We start from the raw sequence: 16796 nt of genomic DNA on the forward strand, positions 1-16796 counted from the left end.
GCAATTATTCGCTGGATCTTTCAGAACTATGTTGAGCAAGGTAATCTTCCCATTCTTTAAATGCCTCAGCCTTCATCACCCTCGGCACCTTTACCTGCCCCCCTTTTTGCTTGGTGTCTTCCGTCCATTGTTGGAAGAGGCTGGCGGGTATCAATTTGGTTTGTACAGACTTGAGGGCTTTGCTTCTGGCTACTTTGTAATTCTTGTTGTTTTCTTGTAGAATCTGATCCAAAGATTCAGTTACTTCTGATTCATTCAATTCGCTCTCTTTGTCTAATCCTAAGTACCAACGGTGCAGGTATTCACCTTCTTCTTCTATAGCTGCCACGGTAAATTCCTTGACTCCAAAGTCATATTTCTCACCCAATATTTCCATGGCTTCATTCATCTGAATGACAGAAAGCTGAGAACCTACCACATTGAGAAAATGTTTGGTTCTTCCTGTGATTTTGATCTCAGCCTTTTCTTTGTCCGTAAAAGCAATGGTATCCCCGATCATGTATCGCCACGCTCCGGATACGGTCGAAATGATAAGGACATAATCTACTCCTTCTTCCACTTCTTCTATTTTAAGCGCTTTTGCTTCTTGGTTGACGCTTCCGTCTTCATCCATATTCTCAGGTAGGAAGGGTACAAATTCAAAGTAAATGCCGTTGTCTGTGATCAGTGCCATCGCATCCGTGTCCTTCCTAAGCTGAGTGGCCAAATATCCTTCGGAAGCCAGATAAGTATCGATGACTGTGATCGGTTTACCGGTGATGCGTTCAAAACTTTTTCGATAAGGCTCAAAAGCCACACCTCCAGAGGTATACACCTGGAAGTTGGGCCAGATTTCATGGATGTGCTTTACTTTATGGTATTCAATCACCTTTTTGATCATCAGTTCGATCCAAGAAGGTATGCCGGAAATTCCACCTATGTCCCAGTTTGGGGCTTCTTTGGCCAAGGCTTCTACTCTTTCGTCCCAGTCATCTATGGAAGAGATTTCCGCCCCGGGTCGATAAAACCCCTCAAACCAAAATGGGATCTGACTGGCGCTTATTCCACTGATTTCGCCTTCCAAATGGCCATTGACCTCTTTCAGGTTGGTACTGCTGCCAAACATCAGAATTTCCTTTTCAAAAAAATCTGCAGGCAAATCAAAATCCGCAATCCCTTTGATTTGTTGAAGGCCGGCCCTTCGTATGGATTTGAGCATCTCAGCAGTTACAGGAATGTGCTTCTTTTTACTGGTGGTACCGCTTGACACAGCAAAAAACTCTACCTTGCCAGGCCATGTCACATCTTCACCGCCGTCGATGACCTGTTGCCACCATTCTGTTCTCAACTGATCATAACTGTGGTAAGGGATTTTATTTGCAAAGGCGGAACGCATGTCCTCAGCTTTCAGCAAATTGGAAAATTGGTAATATTTTCCAAAGGCAGTGTCTTCCGCCTTTTTCAACAAATCTTTTAAAACATCCTCTTGGGCTTTCTGAGGATCAGGATTGGTAAATATTTTATCGGCAGTTTCTACCGCTTTTTTGATGATTTCTCCGATTACGGCCATGCTGTTTTTCTTTTTCGTTGATTGTCTTTATGGTGGTAATTTTCCCCGTATTCATCCAATTAAGGATAGAAAACTTGAATGGTGATACTTGGTTCGAATCCAGGAGATAAGCACTCCTAATCTTTCATTCAACATTCTTTTTTAGGAAAGTCTGTGTAAAGGTACAAAATTGATACCATCATGACTTATTAAATGTTACAAATTAAAAATTATCATTATTAGCTGATCAGACATTGATTTATCTTTTTGAAGAAGGGTTTTTATCTTTTAGAGGTTTTCAGATGGTTTGGTTGGGAGATGGATTCTTATAAAAAATGTTTAATTTAAAGTGAATTTATTATGCCATGGACCATCCCACCTTGCACCCTGTTCAAAAAACAGCCTTGATCATGTTGATTCTGGTATTGTCAGTGGTCATCCTCAAGTTTGCCGATTTTATTCTGATTCCTGTTGCTTGGGCCGTTTTCATAGCTTTTGCCCTTATGCCCATGAACAAATGGCTTGAAACCAAAAATATCCCGAGGCCCATGGCCATAGCTTTGAGTATTTTTTTGGTCTCTCTTTTCGCAGTCTTGGTGCTGTATGTTTTATTGAATCAAATGATCGGGTTGCTTGCCGATGTGCCCTTTATCAGCGCAAAACTAGCCCAATCCTTGGATGAGCTCACAGAATTCATGACTAAGAAGTTTGGGATTGATATGGGTTCCAATGAACAGGGCTGGGGAGCATCCGAACTTTTTTCTTCCGAGAATCTTAACCGCACCTTTTTGTCTACTGCCAAATGGCTGACCATCGCCGGAATTATTCCCTTGTTTACTTTTCTTTTCATGTATTACCGGGACTTTTTCACTGAATTTCTTTACAGGAAATTCGGAAAACGCGACAATCCGGTAATGGACTGGGTAAAGGATGCAGGTGGGGTGATTCAGGCTTATTTGATTGGCATGATCAAAGTAACCGGAATTGTAGCTCTTATGGCCGGATTATTCTTTTACTTTTTTGGAATCAAATATTTTCTTCTTTTTGCCATTTTTATTGCTGTCATGAATCTGATTCCCTACATCGGTGTTCTGATCAGTTCCCTACTCGTGATTTTGTATGTCTTTCTTACTTTTGATGGCATCATCTACCCTATCGTTACCCTTTTGGTACTTTGGGGCATACAACTCATCGAAAACAACCTGATTACCCCCTTAATTGTAGGAGGAAAAGTAAATATCAATATGTTGGCGGTCATTTTGGCCATCCTGATTGGAGGAGGGATTTGGGGGATTTCGGGGATGGTTTTATTCATTCCTATGGTAGGTGTCCTTAAAATCACCTTGGACAAAAGTGTAAAGTGGAAGGCCTATGGATACTTATTGGGTGATACATTTCCCCCAAAGAAAAAGAAGGCAGTGGCTGAACACACAACTTAATGGCTCTATGTCCCCTAGGTGACAAAATCCTGAAATGCTTTTGCTTTAACTTGAACAGAAAATCTCCAGACTGACCAATCATGAAAATAGAAAAAGTCTCATTTGAAAACAAAAATGGGTTTCAATTGTCTGCCCGACTGTACCATCCCTTGGATGAAATCCCCAGGTTTTATGCCATTTTTGCCCACTGCTTTACCTGCTCCAAAAACTTTTCTGCGGTTTCCAACATCAGTGATGCCCTGTGCAGGGAAGGCATCGCAGTACTGAGTTTTGACTTTACCGGTCTGGGCAACAGTGAGGGGGATTTTGAAGACACTGACTTTTCCTCCAATGTTCAGGACCTGATTGATGCCGCCAAATACCTGGAGGAGCATTTTGAGGCTCCGGAATTGTTGGTAGGGCACTCCTTGGGCGGTGCTGCTTCAATATTGGCGGCTGATCAGATTGAAAGTGTTTTGGGTGTGGTGACCATTGGTTCACCTGCAAAGGCGGATCATGCCACAAAACTTTTTAAGGATCAGGTGGACACCATCAAAGAAAAGGGGAGTGCCAAGGTCAACATCGGAGGTAAGAGTTTTTATCTGAAAAAAGAATTTGTGGAAGACCTGGAGCAGCAGAAACTGCTTCAGGTGTTGAAGGATATGCGCAAGTCCATTTTGATTTTCCACTCTCCCCAAGATGAAATCGTGGACATTTCCAATGCAGCAGAACTTTATCAGGCAGCCTATCATCCCAAAAGTTTTATTTCCCTGGATCAGGCGGATCATTTACTGAACGATGTCAGTGACAGTCAGTATGTGGGCCAAATGATCTCTTCCTGGTCAGACCGGTACCTGACCAAAGCATCCGAATCCCATGATACCAAAGGCCATCAGGTCAAAGTCAGACTTTCAGGAAAACATTATACCTCAGAAATCAAAACCCCTGACCATCATTTGGTGGCCGATGAGCCGACTGATTTGGGAGGTAAAAACCTTGGACCCACACCTTATGATCTGTTGATGGCAGCTTTGGGAGCCTGTACGGTCATGACTTTGAAGATGTATGCCGAAAGGAAAAAATGGGACCTGAAAGAGGTCACCGTATACCTGGATCATGATAAAGTTCACAAAAAAGACAGTGAGGATGTGGAAAAGCCAGAAGCCAAAGTCAGCAGGTTCAGCAGAGCGCTGAAAATAGAAGGAAAGCTGGATGATGAACAGTTGAAACGCTTGGTGGAAATTGCCAACCGCTGTCCGGTTCACCGGACCCTGCATGAGGAGATTGTGGTGGAGACCAAGTTGCTTTAATGAGTTTTTGTTTTTACATCAGCCATTACGGAAAAACTTATTCATCCAGAATCTTCCCATCTTCCATGGTGATGGTCCGGTCGGTACCGGCAGCAAAATCCGGGTCGTGTGTTACAATTAGAAGGGTCTGATGGAACTCTTTGGCCAGTTCCTGGAAAATGCCAAATACGATATCACTGTTTTTTTTGTCCAGGTTTCCAGAGGGTTCATCTCCCATGATGATCAAGGGGTCATTGATCAATGCCCGGGCGATAGCTACCCTCTGTTTTTGTCCCCCTGAGAGTTGGTTGGCTTTTTTGGTGGCATGGTCTGCCATGTCAAAAATCCGTAGTTTTTCCATGGCCTTGTGTTCCAGTTCCTGCTTGGAATACTTTCCTAATTTCAGACCTGGGATCATGACATTTTCCAAGGCTGTAAATTCATTGAGCAGGTAATGGAATTGAAAAACAAAACCGATTTTTTCATTTCTGATCCGGGAAAGGTAAGTAGGACTGCTTTTGCGCATCGGTTCCCCATCAATCCAAAGCTCTCCTTTGTAATCTGTATCCATGGTGGATAAAATGTAGAGCAGGGTGGATTTGCCGCAACCCGATTTGCCTACCACAGATACAAACTCACCGGCTTTTATCGAAAAACTCAGCCCTTTTAAAACCTCAGCTTTGGTTGGGTTATAGAAGTATTTATGGATGGATTTGGCCTCTAGAACGGTTTTTTTCTCCATGTTACTTTCCTCTGATGATTTCTACCGGATCTATGCTACTGGCTTTTCTTGCAGGAAGGTAGCCTGCCAGAAAAGTAGTCAGCAAACTGAATACCCCACCAATGATGTAGTATTTGGGATCATAGCTTACGGGGAAGGTTTTTACAGTAGGAAGGGCTTCGGTTTCGAAAGGCACCTGATCTATGCCCATGGACAATAAATAACCCAAAAACAAACCGATGCCGCCACCAAAAATCCCAATGCCAATGGCGATTGTCATAAAAATGCCCTTTACATCTAGCCCTGAAAATCCAATGGCTTTCAAAATGGCTATGGTGTCCATTTTTTCATAGATCATCATGTTCAGGATATTGTAAATCCCAAAACCTGAAACGATCAAGAGGGTAATGCCTACCGCATAGCTGATCATATTCCGGATATCGGATCCCGTTTCAAACTGGGCATTGGCCATCTGAATGTCTTCCGCTTGGGTGCCGAAAATGGGCCCCATTTCCCTTGCAAATGCCGGTGACTGATCAAAGTCATTTAATTTCACCTGAATGTCTGTCATGTAGTTGGAAGGCTCTCCCAGCATTTTTTGGGCAGTTGATATGGAAGCATAACTCTGAACATTGTCCAAATCCTGGAGACCGGACTGGTAATAGCCCACCACTCTTAGGCGAAATCTGTCCCCTGAAGCAGTGGTGGCTTGAATGACATCTCCAATATTGGCCAACATGCGGTCTGCCGCCCCTTTCCCCAAAATGATGCTGTTGGAGATGTTCTCCAGATCTTCGGCATTACCTTCTGTGACATAATCCTCAAAGGCAAAGAGCGATCTTTCTGCCTGTACATCGATGCCATTGATGACTCCCGTGATGTCTATGTTGCCTACATTGTAAAAGACCTGTAGGGAAATTTTGGGAGCGACGCCCAATACCCGTGGATCATTTTTCAGGTTTTCCAGGATGGCACCGCCATTGTGGATTTTCAAAAGTCCGCCACTTGGCTTAATCGAACGGATGATGTTCATGCCTTCTCCATAAAATCCCTCGATGGGCTGGTCAGGGTTAGGTTTAATCTCATTGAAAAAGCGCACATGGGGACTGCGGTTGAGAATTAGGCCATCCAGCAGGTTGTTCAATCCATTCATAAAGCCCAAAAGTGCTACAAACATGGTGATGCTGAAGGTGACACCGACTGCGGCGACCAAAGTCTGCTTCCATCTGGCAATCAAAAGGGCTTTGGCAATATCGAAAATCAGTTGGAATTTCATGCGCCTGGTTTGACGACTTGATCGTCCTCTTTTAATCCTTGAAGGATTTCAATTTTTTGATAGTTTTTCAGTCCTGTTTCCACCTGCACGGTGTCCCCGGATGCCAAGATGACCAGATTTTCTTTCCACAAATAGGAGCGGGGTAAGGTAAGGGTACTATCTCTACTTGCCAAGAGGATATTGGCCTCCAAGGTAAGGTTGGGATACAAGATGGGAGGGGATTTTTCAAAAACAGCTTCAACCAAAAAAGAGCGACTGCCTTCATCCATGATTGGATTGATTCTGCTAACAATACCTTCAAAACCTAGCCCTTTAAAGCTGTCCATACTGATATAAACCTTTTGGCCTTGTTTGATCTGGGTGATGTCAAATTCATCCACCTGAAGCTCCATGAAGAAATCTGATCCACTGCCTAAGGTGGCTATGGGGTTTTGGGTGGACACCATTTCTCCTTTTTCCTTCAGTAAGGCATAGACTACGCCTTTGATCTTACTTTTTACGATGTTGTCAGATTCGAGACTTTGATCTAATTCCAGCGTTTTTTTGGCATTTGCCTCATTGAACCTCAGTTCTCGTAGCGTTTCACCATATCGAATCTTAGCGGCCTCCAAGTTGGTTTTAGAGGTTTTAAAATTGAGTTCTCTTTGTTCCAATTCCAGCTGAGAGCCAATTTCTTGTTCCCGCAGCCTCTTCTGTCTTTCATAAAGCAAGGAGTCATTCCTCATTTTGGCTTCAGCCAATTCTACATTGATTTCTAACTCTCTCAATTTTTCTTTATTGGCTTGCAAAAGAGAAAAAGCTGCCGAAAGTTGGGATCTCTCCCTGCTTACTCGGGCAGGTTCATTCAAGATAGCCATCAGCGGACTCCCCGGAGATACTGTATCCCCTTCCATGACAAATACCTCGGCGATCAAGCCACTGGTGTTGGCAAAGACCTGGTATTGACCGCGACTTTTGATGATGCCGGAGGCATAGACGGATTCCGTGATGGTTTCCCTGGTCGGAAAAGTTTTTTCTTGGCTGGAGCCGCAGGAGAAGATGATCAAGGCAAGAAAAGTAGACAATAATCTTTGTCTAAATACCCAATTTAGAAGCATAGTTAGGGCTCATTTTTAGGCGTTTGTTTTCGATTATCATGAATTAAATATACCCTAAATCTCCGATTATTTTGGGACTAAAAAAAAGAAAGGCACATGATTTTAATCATGTGCCTCCCTGAGCATATTTGGCAAAGATTAACCTTGTTCCAGTCTTTTGTTCATTTCATCTACCAATTGCCGATTGAGTTTTCTTTCTCTTTCCAGCGTGTTTTTCCGGTGTTGTTCAAATTCCTCTTTGGTTTCATCCAAGGTCCTCTTGATCTCTGCAGTCACAGAATGGCTGCGGTTATAAAGGTAAAGGAAAAACAGCAGGGTACCCAATAGGATGAAAACCAGAATCCACATCAATTTGGAATAGGTGGACTTGTGGATGTGCATCCCCATAAAGGAAAAGCTATCTTTGATCTCAATGGTCTCCTGAAGGTTTTGTTCCAAGTTGTCAATGTTGGCATTCAACTGATCCAATTGAGCCTTTTGATCTTTGATTTGGGTGTTTTTGGCTATTATCTCATTCCGGAAAACATTCAAGGAATCGGAGATGTTTTTTCGGATCTTGTCGATATTCACCCGCTTGATCACTTTGTAGTCCTGGTAATTGTTGGAGATCCTGTTGAGATAATCAAATTGGCTTTCTATGGTTCCTTCATTTAAAGAACCCGGACTTTCTATGCTTTCTTCCTCTTGAGCGAAAGCATGCAGGGAAAACAGCAAACAGGCTAGGAGGGTAATGAGCTTGAAATTCTTCATCATCAATGATAATTGTATTGGTTTTGGTGTTTAAAATTGCTAAACACAGTGATTCATTTTTTAAAATTTAGAAAAAAATATACCGTAAAGAAAGAGAATTATTGAATAAATGCCACATTACTTAGGCTAAAATTAAGGAGAAATTGATTAAAAAAAGCGAGATTAATTTTCATAAAAAGTTTTGTTTACTTTGTACCCTGTTTTTTGTAAGTCGTCAAAATTTATTGAACCTAGTTCAAAAACATTAATTTGAATATAATGACTCTGATTGAAAGAATGATCCAAGAAAAAATACAAATGCGTTTGTTTGACCCTGAACTGGAATTCAAAGCAAGCAAGAGCAGTGGCCCGGGAGGTCAGCATGTCAACAAGGTCAATTCCAGAGTTACCTTGACTTTTGATGTTCCGAACTCCCAGGTTTTGGATGATGCTGAAAAGACTTTGTTGCTGAGAAAATGGAAGGTGAAACTCACCTCCTCAGGTGTGCTTAACATCCATGCCCAACAGAATAGGTCCCAAGTACAAAACAAGGAATTGGCCATAAAGAAATTTTATGAGGAACTGACCCGGGCTTTTAAACCTAGGAAAGTCCGGAAAGCAACCAAACCAAGCAAAGCAGCGGTCAAAAAAAGACTGGAAGCCAAGAAAGCGCATTGCCAAAAAAAGCTCTTTAGGAAAAAGCCTGAATAGACCCAAATACTGCAAGTTGAGCGGCTAGCCTAAAAGACCTGCTTTCGCTTAATCCTGTATTCAATTTTGAAATGTGTATTTTTGAAACCAAGCCCTAATTTCCTTTATGTACAGTGATTCCATCATCAAAAATTTTAGATCTTATGTTGATTTTCAACAAAAGGAATTGGATGCATTTTTTGATTTGGCACATTATCAGAAATTTAAAAAAAATGAAATGCTTTTTGAGAGCGGACCTGGAAGTTGCCCCTTTATATTAATCAAATCCGGCTGCTTGATGACCTATTTTACAGGGGAAAAGGATTTCATCCATGTCATACAGTTTGGGATTGAAAATTGGTGGACTGGAGACCTCAACAGTTTTATGCAAGAAGAAGCATCCATTTATTCCATCAAGGCCATGGCTAATACTGAAGTTTATATTTTGGGGAAAAAGGAATTTGAGAGCCTGTGTGCTAAATTCCCCAACTTCGAAAAGTACTTCAGAATCTTGTTTCAAAATTCTCTGGTCAGCCATCAAAAGCGGATCATCAGGAACATCTCTTTCACAGCTGAAGAAAAGTACCTGACTTTCACCCAAAATTTTGGAAAGCTCGAACTTATCCTTCCTCAAAAATACATCGCCTCTTACTTGGGTATCACACCGGAATTTCTCAGCATGATCCGAAGGAAACTGGCTGGCAGGTAGCATATCGTTAAAGTAGTTTAATAAAATGGATGAGGGTTGATTTTTAATTGGCACAATGACAACATTGGACAAAAAGCTGGGGTTAATTTGAGAAAGATAAGTTTGAAACCTTAAACCCAAAATAATCATGCAACATCCTTCTGAATACATCCACGGCATCCATCACCTGACTGTCAGTGTAGGTTCAGCCCAAGAAGACGTAGATTTTGTGACCCAGGTATTGGGCATGCGTATGATCAAACAAACGGTATTGTTTGATGGTGCAGCCAGTATTTATCATTTGTATTATGCCAATGCAGATGCGGAAGTTGGTTCGGTTTGGACCACTTTTCCATTTAAGAAAGCTGGCGTTTACGGAAGAAAAGGCTCGGGTCAGATCGAAACCTCCTCATTTTCTGTAGCCAATGATGCCCTGGATTTTTGGGCAAAGCACCTTAAAAATCATGGAGTGGAAAATTCCGGCATTATTGAAAGGTTTGGCCAAAGAATGATCACTTTTGAGGACAGAAGCGGTATAGGTATGGCTGTAGTCGGTGATGACCAAGACCAAAGAAATGCCTGGCAAACCGACGAAATTTCCAAAGCAAATGGTGTAAAGGGAATTTTTGGGGCAACCATTCGATCCAGAGACATCATTGAGATGAATGCTTACCTGACAGAGGTCCTGCGTTTCGAAAAGGTTGGCCAAGATGGCGATTTTCACCGTTACCACATCAAAGGAGGAGGTGCACAAAAAACCATTGAACTTCACCATGTGCCCAATATGGAACAGGGCTCTTGGACATTTGGTGTAGGGATTCCTCACCACATTGCTTTTGCTACTGAAAAGGATGAGTATAACCTCGAACTTAAAGCCTACATAGAAGGATTTGGGTATACGGATGTGACGGAGCTTAAAGACCGAAATTACTTTCATTCCATCTACAACAGAACGCCATCAGGTGCACTTTTTGAATTTGCTACCTCTGACATAGGATTTGCCATAGATGAGCCCTCCGATCTTTTGGGGCACCAACTATTACTTCCTCCTATGTTTGAACACCGACGTGCCGAGATCACCGCACCTTTGGAAAAGATTTCCTTGCCCAGTTACCTCAAAAATAGAAAATGACCAAAATCGTATCCTTGCAGGAATTAATTGCCGGTCATATCCATGAAGGCCAAACCCTTGCTTTAGAAGGATTCACTCACTTGATTCCTTTTGCAGCAGGCCATGAAATCATCCGACAGGGAATCCAAAACCTGACTTTGATCAGGATGACGCCGGATTTGATCTATGATCAATTGATCGGTGTGGGGCTGGTCAAAAAAATCGTATTCTCATGGGGAGGGAATCCAGGCGTTGGTTCACTTTATCGCTTGAGAGATGCCATAGAAAAAGGCATTCCCCAGCCTCTTGAGTGGGAGGAACACAGTCATGCAGCCATGGCCTGTGCGTATCAGGCAGGAGCATCTGGCCTTCCGTTTGGCATCCTGAGAGGATATACTGGAACGGACCTCGCCAAAGAAAATCCTGCCTACATCAAATGGGTGGACTGTCCCTTCACAGGGGAAAAATTAGCTGCTATCAAAGCCATCAACCCGGATGTGACCATCATCCATGCCCAACAAGCCGACAAAAAGGGAAATGTCAAAATCTGGGGTATTACTGGAGTTCAGAAAGAAGCTGCCTATGCAGCCAAAAAAGTTTTGGTGACTGTGGAAGAGGTGGTGGATGAACTGGACAAAACGTATCAGGGCATTTATATACCGCATTGGTTGGTAGCGGGTATTACCAAAGTTCCTGGCGGGGCGCACCCATCTTACGCCATGGGTTATTCCCAAAGAAACAACCAGTTCTACAAATCATGGGACGGCATTTCCAAAGACATGTCAAGGTTTCAGGAATGGATCGAAACCCAAGTGATGAATAAAACACAGGATGCATAACTTATGGACTATACCAAAGACGAAATGATGATCATCACGGCTTCTCAAATGTTGGGCAATGGGGAGGTGTGTTTTGTGGGCATTGGATTGCCAAGCACTGCCTGTAACTTGGCCAGGATTACCCATGCGCCGGATATTGTTTTAATTTATGAATCCGGAACCATTGATACCAAACCAGAGGTGTTGCCACTTTCCATCGGAGACGATATCTTGGCAGCCACGGCATCCTCTGTGGTTTCAGTGCCTGAAATTTTCAGTTACTGGCTGCAGGCGGGAAAAGTTGACATTGGTTTTTTGGGTGGCGCCCAAATTGACAAATATGGCAATATCAATTCGACTGTGATCGGCTCCTATAAAAATCCAAAAGTACGTCTGCCCGGTGCGGGTGGGGCTCCAGAAATTGCTGCCAATGCCAAGAAGACCTATGTCATCATGAGACAAACCAAAAGGGCCTTTGTAGACCAGGTGGATTTCATTACCTCGGTGGGGTACCTCAGAGGAGGGGATGAAAGGAGAAAATCCGGAATTTCAGGAGAAGGACCTCAAGTTATCATCACGGATTTAGGTATATTGGAACCTCACGCCATCAGTAAAGAATTTATGCTGACTTCCATCCATCCCGGGGTGACCTTGGAGGAAATCCGGGACAATACACAATGGAATCTCAAGATCTCACCGGATTTGAAAACGACCAAAGCCCCACCCAAAGCTTACCTTGAGGCCCTGCGAGGCCTTCAAAACCGGACCGAGCTGGCCCATAGCCAAACCATGCCATGAAAACAGCCTATGTCATAGAAGGGGTTCGTACCCCGATTGCGAAGTTTAAGGGGGGCCTTTCTTTAGTCCGGGCAGATGACCTTGCGGCTTTCGTGATCAAGGCACTGACGGATAAATTTCCGGAATTGCCGAAAGAGGCCATTGATGATGTCATTTTGGGATGTCACAATCAGGCAGGAGAGGACAACCGAAACGTGGCCCGGATGGCTGCTTTGTTGGCAGGCTTACCTGTCTCGGTACCCGGGGAAACCATCAACCGGTTGTGTGCCTCCGGCATGTCGGCGGTGGTACATGCCAAGCGGGCCATACAGGCAGGGGATGGAGATCTTTTTATCGCAGGAGGTGTTGAACACATGACCCGTGGGCCATATGTATTGGCCAAGCCAAGCACAGCTTTCGGAAATGATGCCACCATGTATGATTCCAGTTTCGGATGGCGATTTGTCAATTCCAAAATGGAGGAGAGCTACGGCGTAGATCCCATGGGAATTACCGCCGAAAACCTGGTTGAAAAGTTCGGGATAAGTAGGGAGGACCAGGATAAGTTTGCCTTGGCCTCTCAGTTGAAGGCAGCCAAGGCAAGAGAAAATGGAAGATTTGCCAAAGAAATCATACCCATTATTATTCCATCGAAACGAAGTGAAGCCATTGTATTTGCTGAAGATGAATTTATCAGAGAGGACACCACTATCGAAAAACTGTCAGCTCTGAATCCCGCTTTTAAAAAGGGAGGCTCGGTGACGGCCGGGAATTCATCCGGTTTGAATGACGGTGCTGCGGCGATGCTTGTCGCTTCTGAAAATGCGGTTAAAAAGTTTGGCTTAACACCTTCGGCCAAAATCCTGAGTACAGCTGTCGTGGGTGTAGAGCCGCGGCTGATGGGCATAGGACCGGTGGAGGCAGCCAATCAGGCACTGGCCAAAGCAGGCATTGGTTGGGATCAATTGGATGTAATTGAGCTAAATGAAGCTTTTGCTGCCCAGGCACTGGCCTGTATCAGGGCTTGGGGCTTGGATGACGAGGACCCGCGCATCAATCCCAATGGAGGGGCCATTGCCCTGGGGCACCCGCTGGGCATGTCAGGTACCCGGATTATTCAAACAGCCGCTTTGGAATTACAGTTGAAAAATAGACGTTATGCCTTGGCAACCCTGTGTGTAGGGGTAGGACAGGGGTATGCGGTGGTTTTGGAAAGAGTTTGAGCAGAAATTATGGAAGCATTTACCTACAAAAGTATCGGGGCGAAAGTCATTTTCGGAAAGCCTTTGATCCCATCTTTGAAGGAAGAACTGAAAGGAGGGAAATCTAGAAACATTGGGGTCATTGCCAGCAAGCGGAATGCCCCAATTCTTGAGGAAATCAGCAACTTTCAAGAGGTAGATACTTTGGTGCATTTTGATCAGGTAGCCCAACATGTACCTGATGCTTTGGTAAAGGAGGCTTTGGATTTTTTTGAAAAGGACAAGCCGGACCTCATCCTTGCCGTAGGTGGAGGATCTGCCATTGGCTTGGCCAAGGCTTTGGTTTTGGAGCGGAAAATGGAATTCTGGGCGGTTCCCACCACCTATTCGGGATCAGAAATGACCAATATCTATGGGATCTCCTACCAGGGCAAAAAAGTGGTGAAAAGAGATGACCGGGTCCATCCACACAGGATTTTTTATGACCCAGAGCTCTCAATGGGTTTGCCCCTTGGTTTGGCAGTACCCAGCGCTTTCAATGCCCTGGCCCATCTGCTCGAGGCGCTGTACAGTGTGGAGAAAAATCCCCTTATCGAATCGATGACCGAAATGGGCATCAAGGAATTGCTTGAAGGGTTGAAAGCACTTTCAACCAGAGGGAAGTTGGACGAGGCCACCAATCGAAAATTGTTGTTTGGGGCTTATGTAGGAGGGAAGGTGCTCAGCGAAGTCAGTATGGGGCTCCACCACAAAACCGCCCATGTTTTGGGAGGGAATTTTGGTTTGGACCATGCCAAAACCCACACCTTGATCCTGCCCTATGTCCTCAAATACCAGTGGCCATACCTGGATTCCAGTATCCGGTCTGCTTTTCAGTTGCTCTTCCAGGACGAGCAGCCTTATGCATCCATTTTGAACTTGCAGCAGCAGATGGGAGTGGATTTTAAATTAAGGGATTTGGGAATGAAGGAGGATAGCCTTGAAGAAGCTGTTTCTTATTTGATGGACATGCACTATAGCAATCCTGCGCCTTTGGATACGGAGAAGTTATTGGAGATGTTGAAAGAGGCTTATTGAAGCAGGATTAGCTATTTTTTTTCTTTGAATATACGGAATGATACAACAGCGGATTTTTTAGCTAACTCATCTGCTTATAGCCTGAAAGCAGCTATAACACCCACACTGCGTTTACCCGATAGTTCGTGCATTTCTCCGTTGACTTCCTGTAAAAAAACCAACCCAAGTAAAATCAAAAAGACGGAGTCATCAGTTTCAGCATGTGGCTTTGGTAGAACAATGGTTCCCAATGCAGATAATGGGACAGAAAGCAATTGGTTCTGACCCTTCAGGTCCATAGTTTGGCCGGACATTTTTTGCTCGTCAAAAATGACTGAGACCATATCCAATCGGAAATGACTGGCACCTTCCGGAACCGAACGAGGATCCAAAATCTTCATACCTGAAAAATCTACCTTTATATCTCGCTGAGATGATTTTATTTTTGGAAGGGCAATGAGATGACTTTTAAGTTTGGTTTGTTCAAAATCAAACCCCTCCAAAAGGGATAAGTCACCTAAACTGATTTTCCTATCGCCGTATGCACTTTGCCTGTCTGTTTGTAACACCCGTTGAAGTTGCTCCGTTAACTTCCCGTGCAAACCAGTGTGATTTCCCGGATTCATCAATGGCTTTGCAGCATGCACCACTTTAGACGCCATTTTTGAGGCATGTCCAAACTCAGCACTGACCCTTCTTGAGTTCTCAAAGGCCTTCCCTTTTTTTAGCTTAGCTTTACTTGGTGCTCCTTTACTGCGCACATAGTATTTGCCATTCATTTTGTAGAAGATCATATTGCCAATGGTCCCTTCCAATTGTAATCCACCCGCTTGCCTAGCCATAACTACTTTTTTTTATGTTTAAGATAAGCAATATAACAAATTGATAGCTATTAATATACTATTAACTCCGTATATAGTCGGTATTAACTCCGTATATACTCCGTTTAAATTTAGTAAAACCGATTACCTTTTGGATTTAATAACGGGTAAAAATTGTAAAGGTCTTTTTGTCTCATTACCAATTCTTGGTAACTTAGGGGAAACGTAAAAGATCATGGGTAAAAACACTTCAATTTCTTTAGGTCCTTATTTTGAAGCCTTCATCAATGAAGAGGTAAAATCAGGAAGATACAGTTCAACCAGTGAGGTAATCCGGTCTGCACTAAGGCTTCTGGAACAAGAGGAAAGAAAAGAAAGTGAATTGATCAAAGCCCTGGAAGCAGGGGAATCAAGTGGCTTTGATGAAAATTTCGAACCTAAAGAACACCTTAAAAGACTTCATGACAAGCACCTATGAACGGTCCGGGTTTTCGAATCAGTAAAGAAGCTATTGAAGATTTGGATAAAATTTGGTTGTACACCCTAAAAAACTGGTCACTAAAACAAGCGGACAGGTACTATTCCCAATTGATTCAGGAAATCGAATTTGTAGCTGCACATTATTTCATTGGAAAATCTTTGGAAACGATAAGAAAAGATTATCGAGTTGTAAAAGTTAAATCCCACCTTATTTTTTACCGAAGAGCAGAAGATGATGTTATAGAAATTGTAAGGATTCTTCATGAGAGAATGGAAATTAAAAGACATCTAAAGTGATAGAACTACATCTGTAAGCTATTAAACTTTTAAAATATTTACTCATTCAACTATGGAAAAGAAATCCACTCTGCTAAATAACTCTACTTATAAAATCCTCCCTTCAGGCATCCCTATCAATCTCAATGAGCCTCAATATGCCAAATTCAATGAGCAAGTAGCCAAAACCATCTTTCAAATTACCCAACTCAATCAATCGGGTGACCTGAATAAAATCAGGGAAATTTTAAACGAAGTGCTGCCTGAGCCTTTGCATGCCTACACAACCGTGTTTCCGCCTTTCCATACCAACTTTGGAAAGTTTATCTGGATCGGTAAATGCGTTTTTATCAACCATGGATGTTCTTTTTTGGACTTAGGCGGGATTACCATCGAAGACAATGTGATGATAGGTCCACAGGTGAAAATCACCAGCGAAAACCATCCTGTAGACCCCAAAATCAGAAGGCACTTGATATTGGGACAAGTCCATATCAAGCGCAATGCCTGGATCGGTGCAGGAGCCACCATTCTGCCCGGAGTGACTGTAGGTGAAAATGCCATCGTCGCAGCAGGAGCGGTCGTAAACAGGGATGTGCCTGACAATACCGTAGTGGGTGGCATCCCGGCTAAAGTGATCAAGGCAATTGATTTATAGTTTCAATCAGTCAAATAATGTTGATTTTGCGGCTTTAAAATTACATTTAGAATCAATCTTTTAGGGATACAGTAATATCACCTCATTTTTAAATTATTTTTCTACAGGTTTTCATAAAGTTTACTTCATCTTTAAAAATGAGCGTCCCTTTGTTCAACCAC

18 protein-coding genes are annotated in these 16796 nt (G+C 43.2%); 12 read left to right on the plus strand and 6 right to left on the minus strand.

Features of this window, described 5'->3' with window-relative positions:
• Window positions 1–4 precede the first annotated feature (4 nt).
• A complete protein-coding gene (locus H1A14_RS03470) occupies window positions 5–1549 on the minus strand; it encodes a GH3 family domain-containing protein (RefSeq protein ID WP_194774789.1) in 1545 nt (514 codons plus the stop codon).
• A gap of 344 nt (window positions 1550–1893) precedes the next feature.
• Between H1A14_RS03470 and H1A14_RS03475 the strand changes: the two genes are divergently transcribed.
• Together H1A14_RS03475 and H1A14_RS03480 are read left to right on the plus strand one after the other, a co-directional pair.
• Window positions 1894–2967 (plus strand): AI-2E family transporter, encoded by a 1074-nt coding sequence (locus H1A14_RS03475; protein WP_194774790.1) that lies wholly within the window; start codon window positions 1894–1896, stop codon window positions 2965–2967.
• 80 nt (window positions 2968–3047) lie between these two features.
• Window positions 3048–4256 carry a bifunctional alpha/beta hydrolase/OsmC family protein gene (locus H1A14_RS03480; RefSeq protein WP_194774791.1) on the plus strand — a complete coding sequence of 403 codons (1209 nt, stop codon included), beginning with the start codon at window positions 3048–3050 and terminating at the stop codon, window positions 4254–4256.
• Window positions 4257–4293: 37 nt separating this feature from the next.
• Here the strand turns inward: H1A14_RS03480 and H1A14_RS03485 are convergent, their stop codons facing one another.
• From H1A14_RS03485 to H1A14_RS03500, 4 genes are all read right to left on the minus strand, one after another.
• Window positions 4294–4977 carry an ABC transporter ATP-binding protein gene (locus tag H1A14_RS03485; protein WP_194774792.1) on the minus strand — a complete coding sequence of 228 codons (684 nt, stop codon included), beginning with the start codon at window positions 4975–4977 and terminating at the stop codon, window positions 4294–4296.
• A 1-nt stretch (window position 4978) separates the two neighbouring features.
• A complete protein-coding gene (locus H1A14_RS03490) occupies window positions 4979–6232 on the minus strand; it encodes an ABC transporter permease (protein ID WP_194774793.1) in 1254 nt (417 codons plus the stop codon).
• Window positions 6229–7329, minus strand: a complete 1101-nt coding sequence (locus H1A14_RS03495) for an efflux RND transporter periplasmic adaptor subunit (protein ID WP_194774794.1) — start codon at window positions 7327–7329, stop codon at window positions 6229–6231. Before H1A14_RS03495 ends, H1A14_RS03490 begins: the two co-directional genes overlap by 4 nt.
• A gap of 138 nt (window positions 7330–7467) precedes the next feature.
• Window positions 7468–8082 (minus strand): hypothetical protein, encoded by a 615-nt coding sequence (locus H1A14_RS03500; RefSeq protein ID WP_228527532.1) that lies wholly within the window; start codon window positions 8080–8082, stop codon window positions 7468–7470.
• A gap of 255 nt (window positions 8083–8337) precedes the next feature.
• On the opposite strand from H1A14_RS03500, the gene arfB reads away from it, so the two are divergent.
• From arfB to H1A14_RS03535, 7 genes are all read left to right on the plus strand, one after another.
• Complete coding sequence (gene arfB, locus H1A14_RS03505; RefSeq protein ID WP_228527533.1) at window positions 8338–8769, plus strand: alternative ribosome rescue aminoacyl-tRNA hydrolase ArfB; 432 nt, start codon at window positions 8338–8340, stop codon at window positions 8767–8769.
• 106 nt (window positions 8770–8875) lie between these two features.
• The gene (locus tag H1A14_RS03510) at window positions 8876–9457 is read left to right on the plus strand and encodes a Crp/Fnr family transcriptional regulator (RefSeq protein WP_228527535.1); all 582 of its coding nucleotides are present in this window, start codon (window positions 8876–8878) and stop codon (window positions 9455–9457) included.
• Window positions 9458–9584: 127 nt separating this feature from the next.
• Window positions 9585–10568, plus strand: coding sequence for a VOC family protein (locus H1A14_RS03515; RefSeq protein WP_194774796.1), 984 nt, complete (start codon window positions 9585–9587; stop codon window positions 10566–10568).
• Window positions 10565–11386, plus strand: coding sequence for a CoA transferase subunit A (locus tag H1A14_RS03520; RefSeq protein WP_194774797.1), 822 nt, complete (start codon window positions 10565–10567; stop codon window positions 11384–11386). Before H1A14_RS03515 ends, H1A14_RS03520 begins: the two co-directional genes overlap by 4 nt.
• A 3-nt stretch (window positions 11387–11389) precedes the next feature.
• On the plus strand, window positions 11390–12163 hold the full coding sequence (locus H1A14_RS03525) for a CoA-transferase subunit beta (protein WP_194774798.1): 774 nt from the start codon (window positions 11390–11392) through the stop codon (window positions 12161–12163).
• The gene (locus H1A14_RS03530) at window positions 12160–13365 is read left to right on the plus strand and encodes an acetyl-CoA C-acyltransferase (RefSeq protein ID WP_194774799.1); all 1206 of its coding nucleotides are present in this window, start codon (window positions 12160–12162) and stop codon (window positions 13363–13365) included. Before H1A14_RS03525 ends, H1A14_RS03530 begins: the two co-directional genes overlap by 4 nt.
• Window positions 13366–13374: 9 nt before the next feature.
• Window positions 13375–14421: a maleylacetate reductase gene (locus H1A14_RS03535; protein ID WP_194774800.1), complete on the plus strand. Its 1047-nt coding sequence runs from the start codon at window positions 13375–13377 to the stop codon at window positions 14419–14421.
• Window positions 14422–14495: 74 nt separating this feature from the next.
• On the opposite strand, the gene H1A14_RS03540 is transcribed toward H1A14_RS03535, so the two are convergent.
• Window positions 14496–15242, minus strand: a complete 747-nt coding sequence (locus tag H1A14_RS03540; protein WP_194774801.1) for a hypothetical protein — start codon at window positions 15240–15242, stop codon at window positions 14496–14498.
• Between the two features lie 214 nt (window positions 15243–15456).
• Between H1A14_RS03540 and H1A14_RS03545 the strand changes: the two genes are divergently transcribed.
• From H1A14_RS03545 to H1A14_RS03555, 3 genes are read left to right on the plus strand one after another with little or no spacing between them, the layout of a single operon-like run.
• Window positions 15457–15699 (plus strand): type II toxin-antitoxin system ParD family antitoxin, encoded by a 243-nt coding sequence (locus tag H1A14_RS03545; RefSeq protein ID WP_194774802.1) that lies wholly within the window; start codon window positions 15457–15459, stop codon window positions 15697–15699.
• Window positions 15696–15998 carry a type II toxin-antitoxin system RelE/ParE family toxin gene (locus H1A14_RS23390; protein WP_194774803.1) on the plus strand — a complete coding sequence of 101 codons (303 nt, stop codon included), beginning with the start codon at window positions 15696–15698 and terminating at the stop codon, window positions 15996–15998. Before H1A14_RS03545 ends, H1A14_RS23390 begins: the two co-directional genes overlap by 4 nt.
• Before the next feature lie 52 nt (window positions 15999–16050).
• Complete coding sequence (locus H1A14_RS03555; protein ID WP_194774804.1) at window positions 16051–16635, plus strand: DapH/DapD/GlmU-related protein; 585 nt, start codon at window positions 16051–16053, stop codon at window positions 16633–16635.
• The last annotated feature ends 161 nt before the right edge of the window (window positions 16636–16796 follow it).

The organism is Pararhodonellum marinum, assembly GCF_015354735.1.
Taxonomy (GTDB): Bacteria; Bacteroidota; Bacteroidia; order Cytophagales; family Cyclobacteriaceae; genus Pararhodonellum; species Pararhodonellum marinum.

Excerpts from the sequence above, each read along its gene's own strand:
- H1A14_RS03470 (WP_194774789.1), bottom strand. The coding sequence starts at position 1,549 with ATGGCCGTAATCGGAGAAATCATCAAAAAAGCGGTAGAAACTGCCGAT.
- H1A14_RS03475 (WP_194774790.1), top strand. The coding sequence starts at position 1,894 with ATGGACCATCCCACCTTGCACCCTGTTCAAAAAACAGCCTTGATCATG.
- H1A14_RS03480 (WP_194774791.1), top strand. The coding sequence starts at position 3,048 with ATGAAAATAGAAAAAGTCTCATTTGAAAACAAAAATGGGTTTCAATTG.
- H1A14_RS03485 (WP_194774792.1), bottom strand. The coding sequence starts at position 4,977 with ATGGAGAAAAAAACCGTTCTAGAGGCCAAATCCATCCATAAATACTTC.
- H1A14_RS03490 (WP_194774793.1), bottom strand. The coding sequence starts at position 6,232 with ATGAAATTCCAACTGATTTTCGATATTGCCAAAGCCCTTTTGATTGCC.
- H1A14_RS03495 (WP_194774794.1), bottom strand. The coding sequence starts at position 7,329 with ATGCTTCTAAATTGGGTATTTAGACAAAGATTATTGTCTACTTTTCTT.
- H1A14_RS03500 (WP_228527532.1), bottom strand. The coding sequence starts at position 8,082 with ATGATGAAGAATTTCAAGCTCATTACCCTCCTAGCCTGTTTGCTGTTT.
- arfB (WP_228527533.1), top strand. The coding sequence starts at position 8,338 with ATGACTCTGATTGAAAGAATGATCCAAGAAAAAATACAAATGCGTTTG.
- H1A14_RS03510 (WP_228527535.1), top strand. The coding sequence starts at position 8,876 with ATGTACAGTGATTCCATCATCAAAAATTTTAGATCTTATGTTGATTTT.
- H1A14_RS03515 (WP_194774796.1), top strand. The coding sequence starts at position 9,585 with ATGCAACATCCTTCTGAATACATCCACGGCATCCATCACCTGACTGTC.
- H1A14_RS03520 (WP_194774797.1), top strand. The coding sequence starts at position 10,565 with ATGACCAAAATCGTATCCTTGCAGGAATTAATTGCCGGTCATATCCAT.
- H1A14_RS03525 (WP_194774798.1), top strand. The coding sequence starts at position 11,390 with ATGGACTATACCAAAGACGAAATGATGATCATCACGGCTTCTCAAATG.
- H1A14_RS03530 (WP_194774799.1), top strand. The coding sequence starts at position 12,160 with ATGAAAACAGCCTATGTCATAGAAGGGGTTCGTACCCCGATTGCGAAG.
- H1A14_RS03535 (WP_194774800.1), top strand. The coding sequence starts at position 13,375 with ATGGAAGCATTTACCTACAAAAGTATCGGGGCGAAAGTCATTTTCGGA.
- H1A14_RS03540 (WP_194774801.1), bottom strand. The coding sequence starts at position 15,242 with ATGGCTAGGCAAGCGGGTGGATTACAATTGGAAGGGACCATTGGCAAT.
- H1A14_RS03545 (WP_194774802.1), top strand. The coding sequence starts at position 15,457 with ATGGGTAAAAACACTTCAATTTCTTTAGGTCCTTATTTTGAAGCCTTC.
- H1A14_RS23390 (WP_194774803.1), top strand. The coding sequence starts at position 15,696 with ATGAACGGTCCGGGTTTTCGAATCAGTAAAGAAGCTATTGAAGATTTG.
- H1A14_RS03555 (WP_194774804.1), top strand. The coding sequence starts at position 16,051 with ATGGAAAAGAAATCCACTCTGCTAAATAACTCTACTTATAAAATCCTC.